Consider the following 10021-nt stretch of genomic DNA (forward strand, 5'->3'; position numbering starts at 1 on the left):
GCCCGGCAGGCTGAGGATTCAGCCTGCCGGGCCTTGCTGTTTTCCGGTGCTTCCTCCCCGCCGCCTCCGGGGGTTTTTCCGGCGTCTCGGACCCCTTGACACGCCTGTCCACGGCGGGCACATTGAGTTGCGCAACCTGAACCCTGTTGCGCACAAAGCAACTGGATCGCTTTCAACGTCGGAGGTGCGGCGATGGCGGGACCCCGGGTGGTCATCATCGGAGCGGGCGTCGTGGGAGCAGCGCTCGCCGATGAGATCTCCGCGCGAGGCTGGACCGAAGTGACCGTGGTCGACCAGGGCCCACTGCCCGCCACCGGGGGATCGTCGTCGCACGCCCCGGGCCTGGTCTTCCAGACCAACCCCTCCAAGACCATGACCGAGATGGCCCGTTACACCGTCGAGAAGTTCTGCTCGCTCGACGTGGACGGTCAGCCCTGCTTCCTGCAGGTCGGCGGCCTGGAGGTGGCGACCAGCCCGGAGCGCGTCACGGAACTGCAGCGCCGCCACGGCTGGCTCGCCTCCTGGGGCATCGAGTCCCGGCTGCTGAGCACCGCGGAGTGCGTCGAACAGCACCCGCTCGTCAACCCGGACAAGGTACTCGCCGGCCTCCTCGTGCCCACGGACGGCCTCGCGAAGGCGGTCCTCGCCGTCGAGGCGCAGATCCGCCGGGCCACCGAGCGCGGCGTGCGCTTCCTCGCCCGCCACGAAGTCCTCGACGTCCAGCGGGCCGACGGCGAGGTGACCGGCGTCCTCACCGACCAGGGCGAGATCCCCGCCGACATCGTCGTGTGCTGCGCCGGCATCTGGGGCCCGAGGATCGCCCGCATGGTCGGCATGAACCTCCCGCTCACGCCGCTCGGCCACCAGCTCGCCTGGACGGGCCCGGTGCCGGCGCTGGCGGGCCAGACGCAGGAGGCGGTCCGCCCGATCCTGCGCCACCAGGACGCCGACCTCTACTACCGCGACCGCTTCGACGGCCTGGGCATCGGCTACTACGGCCACCGCCCGATGCCGATCTCGGCCGACGACATCCTCTCCGTGGACGAGGCCGACGAGATGCCGTCCGTCCTGAAGTTCACCGAGGAGGACTTCGAGGAGGCCTGGAGCGAGACCCAGTCACTGCTCCCCGCGACCAAGGACGCCAAGGTCGAGGAGGGCATCAACGGCCTGTTCTCCTTCACCACCGACGGCCTGCCCCTGCTCGGCGAATCCCCGGACGTCAAGGGCTTCTGGGTCGCCGAGGCCGTCTGGGTCACCCACTCCGCGGGCGTCGGACGGGCCATGGCCGAATGGCTGGTCGACGGCTACTGCTCCTCGTTCGACCTGCACGAGTGCGACGTCAACCGCTTCGAGCCGCACCAGCTCTCGCCGGAGTACGTGCTGGCCCGCGACTGCCAGAACTTCGTCGAGGTCTACGACATCCTCCACCCCCTCCAGCCGTCGGGAGACCCCCGCCCGATCCGCACCAGCCCCTTCCACGCCCGCCAGCAGGAGCTGGGCGCCTTCTTCCTGGAGGCGAACGGCTGGGAGCGCCCCCAGTGGTACGAGGCCAACGCGGGCCTGGTCGAAGGCCGTTCCATCGTCACCCCCAACGACTGGGCCGCGCGGTACTGGTCGCCCATCGTCGCCGCCGAGGCCCAGACCACCCGTGAGACCGTCGCGATGTACGACATGACGGCCCTCAAGCGGCTCGAGGTCAGCGGGCGCGGTGCCGGCGAGTTCCTGGAGGGCCTGTGCACCGGCAAGGTCGCCAAGTCCGTCGGCTCGGTGACGTACACCCTGCTCCTCGACCACGACGGCGGCATCCGCAGCGACGTCACCGTCGCCCGGCTGGCCCCCGACCTCTTCCAGGTCGGCGCCAACGGCAACCTGGACCTCGACTGGTTCACCCGGCACCTCCCCGCCGACGGCACGGTCCAGGTCCGCGACATCACCCCCGGCACCTGCTGCATCGGTCTGTGGGGCCCGCGCGCCCGCGACGTCCTGCAGCCGCTCACCGACGCCGACTTCTCCGCGAGTGGCCTGAAGTACTTCCGGGCCAAGCACGCCCACATCGGCTCCGTCCCCGTCACCGCGATGAGGCTGAGCTATGTCGGTGAGCTCGGCTGGGAGCTGTACACGACCGCCGACCTCGGCGGGAAGCTGTGGGACACCCTCTGGCAGGCGGCCGAGCCGCTCGGCGGCATCGCGGCCGGCCGCGGCGCCTTCAACAGCCTCCGCCTGGAGAAGGGCTACCGCTCCTTCGGTACGGACATGACCTACGAGCACGACCCCTACGAGGCCGGCGTCGGCTTCGCCGTCAAGCTCGACAAGGACGACTTCATCGGCAAGGCGGCGCTGGAGCGGCGTAAGGCCGACGTGCGGCGCAAGCTCACCTGTCTCACGATCGACGACCCGAAGGCGGTCGTCATGGGCAAGGAGCCGGTGTACGACGGCGACTGCGCGGTCGGGTACGTCACCAGTGCCGCGTACGGCTACACGATCGGCAAGGGGATCGCCTATGCCTGGCTGCCGGCGGAGCTGGCCGCTCCGGGGACGGTTGTACGTATCGGGTACTTCGACCAGTCCGTCGAGGCCGTGGTCACCGAGGAGCCTCTGTTCGACCCGACGATGTCCCGACTCCGTGGCTGAGTTTCCGACTGCCGCTTCGTCGCGACTGGTCGCGCCCCGCGGCGGAGTTGCTGACCGACACAGCCCCGCGCCCTTTGAGAGGGCGTTCAGCCACCGCTCGTTGGAAGGAACTCCAGGTGACTGCACAACTCCTTGACGGCAAGGCCACTGCCGCCACCATCCGCCGCGAACTCGCCGAGCGAGTGGCCAAGTTGGCCGCGACCACGGGCCGTGCGCCGGGCCTGGGTACCGTCCTGGTCGGCGACGACCCCGGCAGTCACGCCTACGTCGGCGGCAAGCACCGCGACTGCGCCCAGGTGGGCATCGCCTCCATCCGCCGGGAACTGCCCGCCGACGCCTCGCAGCAGCAGGTCGAGGAGACGATCGACGAACTCAACGCCGACCCCGCCTGTACCGGCTACATCGTCCAGCTGCCGTTGCCGCGTCACCTCGACGCCAACGCCGTACTGGAGCGCATGGACCCGGCCAAGGACGCCGACGGACTGCACCCCGTCAACCTCGGCCGGCTCGTCCTCGGCGTCGAGGCCCCGCTGCCGTGCACCCCGCGCGGCATCGTCGAACTGCTCCGCCGCCACGACGTGCCGCTCGCCGGAGCACGGGTGTGCGTGATCGGCCGGGGCATCACCGTCGGACGGCCCATCGGACTCCTCCTCACCCGCAGGTCCGAGAACGCCACCGTCACCCTCTGCCACACCGGCACCAAGGGCCTGGCCTGGCACGTACGCGAGGCGGACGTCGTCGTCGCGGCCGCCGGCTCGCCCGGCTTGATCACCAAGGACATGCTGCGCCCCGGCGCGGCCGTCCTCGATGTCGGTATCACCCGCACCGACCAGGGGCTGGTCGGTGACATCCACCCGGACGCCGCCCAGGTCGCCGGATGGCTGGCTCCCATGCCCGGGGGTGTGGGCCCCATGACCCGGGCCATGCTGCTCGCCAATGTCGTCGAGGCCGCCGAGAGGAACGCGAACACCGTATGAACGCGCTGAACACCCCCCTGGCGGAGCTGGACCCCGAGGTCCACGCCGCGCTCCGCGCCGAACTGCACCGCCAGCAGTCCACTCTGGAGATGATCGCCTCCGAGAACTTCGCCCCCTCCGCCGTGATGGAGGCCCAGGGCTCGGTCGCGACCAACAAGTACGCCGAGGGCTACCCGGGCCGCCGCTACTACGGCGGCTGCGAACACGTCGACGTCACCGAGCGGCTGGCCATCGAGCGGATCAAGTCCCTCTTCGGCGCGGGCTTCGCCAACGTGCAGCCGCACTCGGGCGCCCAGGCGAACACCGCCGTCTTCTTCGCCCTGCTCCAGCCCGGCGACACCGTCCTCGGACTCGACCTCGCGCACGGCGGGCACCTCACCCACGGCATGCGCATCAACTACAGCGGCAAGATGCTCAACGTCGTGCCGTACCACGTGTCCGAGGCGGACAACCTCGTCGACATGGACGAGGTCGAGCGGCTCGCCAAGGAACACCGCCCCAAGATGATCATCGCGGGCTGGTCGGCGTACCCGAGGCAGCTGGACTTCGCGGAGTTCCGCAGGATCGCCGACGACGTGGGCGCCCTGCTGATGGTCGACATGGCGCACTTCGCGGGACTGGTGGCGGCGGGCCTGCACCCCAACCCCGTACCGCACGCCCACGTCACGACCACCACGACCCACAAGACACTCGGCGGCCCGCGCGGCGGCGTCATCCTCACCAACGAGGCCGACCTCGCCAAGAAGATCAACTCGGCGGTGTTCCCCGGTATGCAGGGCGGCCCCCTGGAGCACGTCATCGCCGCGAAGGCGGTGTCGTTCAAGGTCGCCGCGTCGCCCGAGTTCGCCGAACGCCAGGCCCGTACGCTCGCCGGCTCCCGCGTCCTCGCCGAACGCCTCACCCGGGCGGACGCGGCGGCGGCCGGGGTGAAGGTCCTCACCGGAGGCACGGACGTCCACCTGGTCCTGGTCGACCTGCGCGACTCGGAGCTCGACGGCCGGCAGGCCGAGGACCTGCTCCACGAGATCGGCATCACCGTCAACCGCAACGCCGTGCCCTTCGACCCGCGCCCGCCCATGGTCACCTCGGGCCTGCGCATCGGCACCCCGGCCCTGGCCACCCGCGGCTTCACCGAGGCGGACTTCGCCGAGGTGGCGGACGTGATCGCCCTCGCCCTCCAGCCGGAGCCGGACGTGGCCGCCCTGCGCGCCCGTACGGAGACCCTGGCCGCCAAGCACCCGCTCTACCCCCACCTGTCCGAAGACGGAGACGCCCGATGAGCCCCCGCACCCCCGGCGCCGAGCTCCCCGAACACCCCGACTGGCTGTGGCGCAACCCCGAGCCGAAGCGCTCGTACGACGTCGTCGTCGTGGGCGGCGGCGGCCACGGTCTGGCCACCGCCCACTACCTGGCGAAGAACCACGGCATCACCAACGTCGCCGTCTTGGAGAAGGGCTGGCTGGCGGGCGGCAACATGGCCCGCAACACCACGATCATCCGCTCCAACTACCTGTGGGACGAGAGCGCCGGCATCTACGAGCACGCACTCAAGCTGTGGGAGGGACTGGCGGACGAGCTCGACTACCCGATCCTGTTCTCCCAGCGCGGCGTGCTGAACCTCGCCCACAGCCTCCAGGACGTCCGCGACAGCGTGCGCCGCGTCGAGGCCAACCGCCTCAACGGCGTGGACGCCGAGTGGCTCGACGCGGACGGCGTCAAGGACGTCTGCCCGATCGTCAACATCTCCCCGGACGTGCGCTACCCGGTCCTGGGCGCGACCTACCAGCCGCGCGCGGGCATCGCCAAGCACGACCACGTGGCCTGGGGCCTCGCCCGCTCCGCCGACGCCGCCGGGATCGACATCATCCAGAACTGCGAGGTGACCGGCCTCGACGTCGTCGGCAACCGGGTGGTGGGAGTCCGGACCACCCGCGGCCCGATCGCGGCGGGCAAGGTCGCGCTCTGCTCGGCGGGCCACACCTCGGTCCTGGCGGCCATGGCGGGCGTCGAACTCCCCGTCCAGAGCCACCCCTTGCAGGCCCTGGTGTCGGAGCTGCTGGAGCCGGTGCACCCGACCGTCGTCATGTCCAACGCCGTCCACGTCTACGTCAGCCAGGCCCACAAGGGCGAGCTGGTGATGGGCGCCGGCATCGACGCGTACAACTCCTACACCCAGCGCGGCGCCTTCCACATCATCGAGGAACAGATGTCGGCGGCCCTGGAACTCTTCCCGGTCTTCGCCCGCGCCCACGTCCTGCGCACCTGGGGCGGCATCGTCGACGTCAGCCCCGACGCCTCACCGATCATCGGCCTCAGCCCGGTCGACAACCTCTACCTCAACTGCGGCTGGGGAACCGGCGGTTTCAAGGCCACCCCGGGCGTCGGCTGGGTCTACGCCCACACCATCGCCCACGACACACCCCACCCGCTGAACGCACCCTTCTCGCTCGACCGTTTCACCACCGGCGCGCTCGTCGACGAGCACGGCGCGGCCGCGGTGGCCCACTAGGACCATCAGGGAGCCGACCCATGCTGCTCATCCCCTGCCCGTGGTGCGGGCCCCGCGACGAGGCCGAGTTCCACTACGGCGGCCAGGCCCACGTGCCATACCCGCAGGACCCCTCCTCCCTCACCGACGAGGAGTGGGCCCGCTACCTCTTCTTCCGCGACAACCCGCGGGGCCCCTTCGCCGAGCGCTGGAGCCACGCGGCGGGCTGCCGCCGCTGGTTCAACGCGGTGCGGGACACATCGACGAACGAGATCCTGACGGTGTACCGGGCGGGGGAGGAGCGCCCTGCCACCCTCGCGTCACGTTCGGTGCGTTCAGCCCGTCCGGCGCTTGAGGACGAGGCCGTCCAGGCCGAAGCGGGGTCCGGGGGCGCAGTCCCCGGCGGGGTCGGAGGGACGGAGCTCCTTCAAGATGGGACGGGTAAGGGCGGGGGCGAATCAACCCAGCCCTTCCGCCACCCCACCCGCGGCCGAATCCACCGCGACACCCCCGTCACCTTCACCTTCGACGGCACCGAGTACCAGGGCTACGAGGGCGACACCCTCGCCTCCGCCCTCCTCGCCAACGGCGTCATCCAGACCGGCACCAGCATCAAGCTGGGCCGCCCACGCGGCATCTTCTCGGCCGGCGCCGAGGAACCCAACGCGGTCGTCCAGATCGAGGCCCCGTTCCCCGAGCCCATGCTCCCGGCCACCACCGTCGAGCTCTACGACGGCCTCGTCGCGAGCAGCCTCCCCGGCCAGGGCCGCCTCGCCACCGACCCGGACCCGGCCCGATACGACGCCGTACACACCCACTGCGACCTCCTGGTCGTGGGCGCGGGCCCGGCCGGACTCGCCGCGGCGGCAGCCGCCGCCCGCTCGGGTGCCCGCGTCATCCTCGCCGACGACCAGCCGCAACCCGGCGGCAGCCTCCTCGGCACCGGCGAACACCTCGACTGGGTCACCGGGACGACCTCCCGGCTCGACGCCGCCCCCGACGTCCAGGTCCTGCGCCGCACCACCGTCTTCGGCTACTACGACGACAACCACCTGCTCGCCGTGGAGCGCCGTACGAACCACCTCGGCGCCCGGGCCCCCGAGAACGTCTCCCGCGAACGCGTCTGGCGCATCCGCGCCCGCCGCGTCGTCCTCGCCACCGGCGCGCACGAACGCTCGCTGGCCTTCGCGGACAACGACCGCCCCGGCGTGATGCTGGCCGCCTCGGCCCGCGCCTACGTCAACAAGTACGCGGCCCTGCCCGGCCGGCACGCGGTCGTCTTCACCACCAACGACAGCGCCTACGCGGCGGCCCTGGACCTCGCGGCGGCGGGCGTGACCGTCGAGGCCGTCGTCGACACCCGCACCGAGCCGGGGGAGTGGGCGAACCGCGCCCGGCAGGCCGGCATCGAGGTGCTGACGGGTCACGCCGTCACCGCCACGGAAGGCGCCCCCCGGCTCACCTCCGTGACCGTCGCACCGTACGGACAGTCCGAGGGACAGCGGGAGTTCGCCGCCGACCTGCTCCTGGTCTCCGGCGGCTGGAACCCGGTGGCGCACCTGTTCAGCCAGGCGGGGGGCAAACTCCGCTACGACGAGGAGCTCGGCACCTTCGTCCCCGACGCCTCCCGGCAGGCCGTCGAGGTCGCGGGCGGCGCGAGCGGCGCCTTCGGCCTGGCGCGCGTTCTCGCCCAGGGGGCCGCCGCCGGTACCCGCGCCATCGAGGCCGAGGGCTACACCCCGGAGGAGGTCCAGCTGCCCCAGGTGGCCACGCCGCCGCAGACGCCGCCCATGCGGGTGTTCACCGTCCCCGGCCGGGAAGGCGCCCCGCGCTTCGTCGACCTGCAACGCGACGTCACCGTCGACGACCTGGCCCGGGCGACCGGTGCCGGCATGCGCTCCGTCGAGCACACCAAGCGCTACACCACGGCCGGTACGGCGAACGACCAGGGCAAGACCTCCGGCGTCCTCGCCAGTGGCGTCGTCGCCGAACTGCTCGGCGTGGACATCTGCGCGCTCGGCACGACCACGTTCCGCCCGCCGTACACCCCGGTCTCCTTCGCCGCCCTCGCCGGCCGCGACCGCGGTGCCCTGCTCGACCCGATCCGCACCACCGCCCTGCACGAGTGGCATGTCGCGCACGGCGCCCTGTTCGAGAACGTCGGCCAGTGGAAGCGGCCCTGGTACTACCCGCAGGACGGCGAGGACATGGAGACGGCCGTGCTGCGCGAGTGTGCCGCCGCCCGGGAGGGCGTCGCCTTCATGGACGCCTCCACCCTCGGCAAGATCGACGTCCAGGGCCCGGACGCCGGAGTCTTCCTCGACCTGCTCTACACCAACATGATGAGCACCCTGAAGGTCGGCATGATCCGCTACGGCGTGATGTGCCGCCCGGACGGGATGGTCTTCGACGACGGCACGGTGATCCGCCTCGACCAGGACCGCTACCTGGTCACCACCACGACGGGCAACGCCGCCGCCGTGCTGGACTGGATGGAGGAGTGGCTCCAGACGGAGTGGCCCGAGCTGCGCGTCCACTGCACGTCGGTGACCGAGCAGTGGGCCACCGTCGCCCTGGTCGGCCCGCGCTCCCGCGAGGTCCTCGGCTCGCTCGCACCCCGGCTCGCCGTCGCCAACGAGGACTTCCCCTTCATGGCGTGGCGCGAGACGACCGTCGCCGGCATCGACGCGCGGGTGTGCCGGATCAGCTTCTCCGGCGAACTGGCCTACGAGATCAATGTGTCGCCGTGGGAGGCCCTCGCCCTGTGGGAGGCGCTGTACGAGGCCGGCGCCCCGTACGGCATCACCCCGTACGGCACGGAGACCATGCACGTCCTGCGCGCGGAGAAGGGCTATCCGATCGTCGGCCAGGACACCGACGGCACCGTGACGCCGCAGGACCTCGGCATGAGCTGGGTGGTGTCGAAGAAGAAGCCGGACTTCATCGGCAAGCGGTCTTACGCCCGTGCCGACACGGTACGCCCCGACCGCAAGCACCTGGTCGGGCTGCTCCCGGAGGACCCTGGCACGTTCCTCCCCGAGGGCACGCACCTGGTCGCCGGCGGTGTGCTGCCCGCGCCGCCCGTGCCGATGCTCGGCCACGTCACGTCCAGCTACCGCAGCGCGGCCCTCGGCCGGACCTTCGCCCTCGCGCTGGTCAAGGGTGGCCGGGACCGCATCGGTGAGCGACTCTACGCCCCCGTGGGCGACCGGCTGGTCCCGGTGACCGTCGCGAGCCCCGTCCTCTACGACCCCGAGGGAGCCCGCCGCGATGGCTGACACCGCCGTTACCACCACACCGCTCCGCAGCCCCCTGTCGCCCGCCGCCGACCGGCTGGCCGCCGCGACCCGCACCTCCGGGGGCGCGGTCCGGCTGGCGGAACTTCCCTTCCTGACCCAGGTCACCGTGCGTCTCGACCCGAAGGGGGCGGCGGCGGACGCCGTGGGGCTGGCACTGGGCCTCCCCCTTCCCGTCGAACCCGGCACCGCCGCCCGCGCCGGGGAGCTGACCGTGCTGTGGCTCGGCCCCGACGAGTGGCTCGTGGTGGGCCCGCCGGGCGGTCAGCGGGATCTGGAGAGCCGGATCCGTGCGGCCGCGGGCGACGAGCCCGTGTCGGTCATCGACGTCTCGGCTCAGCGCACCACGCTCCTCGTCGCGGGCCCCCGGGCCCGCGACCTCCTGGCCCACGGCTGCTCCCTGGACCTTCACCCGAGGGTCTTCGGTCCGGGGCGCTGCGCCCAGACGAACCTGGGCCGCACCCAGGTCGTCCTGGTCGCCCGTGACGACCCCAGGGCCGGGTTCTGGGTGCTGGTCCGTTCGTCCTTCGCCGGCTATCTGACGGACTGGCTGCTGGACGCGGCTGTGGAGTGGACGGGCTGACGCGGGCACATGCGGGCGGCGGTCGGTGATCCGGACACCGGATCAC

6 protein-coding genes are annotated in these 10021 nt (G+C 71.7%); all 6 read left to right on the top strand.

Annotated elements, in window-relative coordinates:
* Positions 1-192: 192 nt before the first annotated feature.
* The 6 genes from ACFU3E_RS37745 (at position 193) to ACFU3E_RS37770 (ending at position 9975) form a co-directional block, all read left to right on the top strand.
* A complete protein-coding gene (locus ACFU3E_RS37745; protein WP_384169150.1) occupies positions 193-2631 on the top strand; it encodes an FAD-dependent oxidoreductase in 2439 nt (812 codons plus the stop codon).
* A gap of 116 nt (positions 2632-2747) precedes the next feature.
* Positions 2748-3608, top strand: a complete 861-nt coding sequence (locus ACFU3E_RS37750) for a bifunctional methylenetetrahydrofolate dehydrogenase/methenyltetrahydrofolate cyclohydrolase (protein WP_384169153.1) — start codon at positions 2748-2750, stop codon at positions 3606-3608.
* A complete protein-coding gene (gene glyA, locus ACFU3E_RS37755) occupies positions 3605-4888 on the top strand; it encodes a serine hydroxymethyltransferase (RefSeq protein ID WP_384169156.1) in 1284 nt (427 codons plus the stop codon). The genes ACFU3E_RS37750 and glyA overlap by 4 nt, the downstream gene beginning before the upstream one ends.
* Positions 4885-6117 carry a sarcosine oxidase subunit beta family protein gene (locus ACFU3E_RS37760; RefSeq protein WP_193478683.1) on the top strand — a complete coding sequence of 411 codons (1233 nt, stop codon included), beginning with the start codon at positions 4885-4887 and terminating at the stop codon, positions 6115-6117. The genes glyA and ACFU3E_RS37760 overlap by 4 nt, the downstream gene beginning before the upstream one ends.
* Before the next feature lie 20 nt (positions 6118-6137).
* Complete coding sequence (locus tag ACFU3E_RS37765) at positions 6138-9374, top strand: sarcosine oxidase subunit alpha family protein (protein WP_384169160.1); 3237 nt, start codon at positions 6138-6140, stop codon at positions 9372-9374.
* Complete coding sequence (locus ACFU3E_RS37770; protein ID WP_384169162.1) at positions 9367-9975, top strand: sarcosine oxidase subunit gamma; 609 nt, start codon at positions 9367-9369, stop codon at positions 9973-9975. Before ACFU3E_RS37765 ends, ACFU3E_RS37770 begins: the two co-directional genes overlap by 8 nt.
* Positions 9976-10021: the final 46 nt, after the last annotated feature.

Origin of the sequence: Streptomyces sp. NPDC057424 (assembly GCF_042803315.1) — a bacterium.
GTDB lineage: Bacteria > Actinomycetota > Actinomycetes > Streptomycetales > Streptomycetaceae > Streptomyces.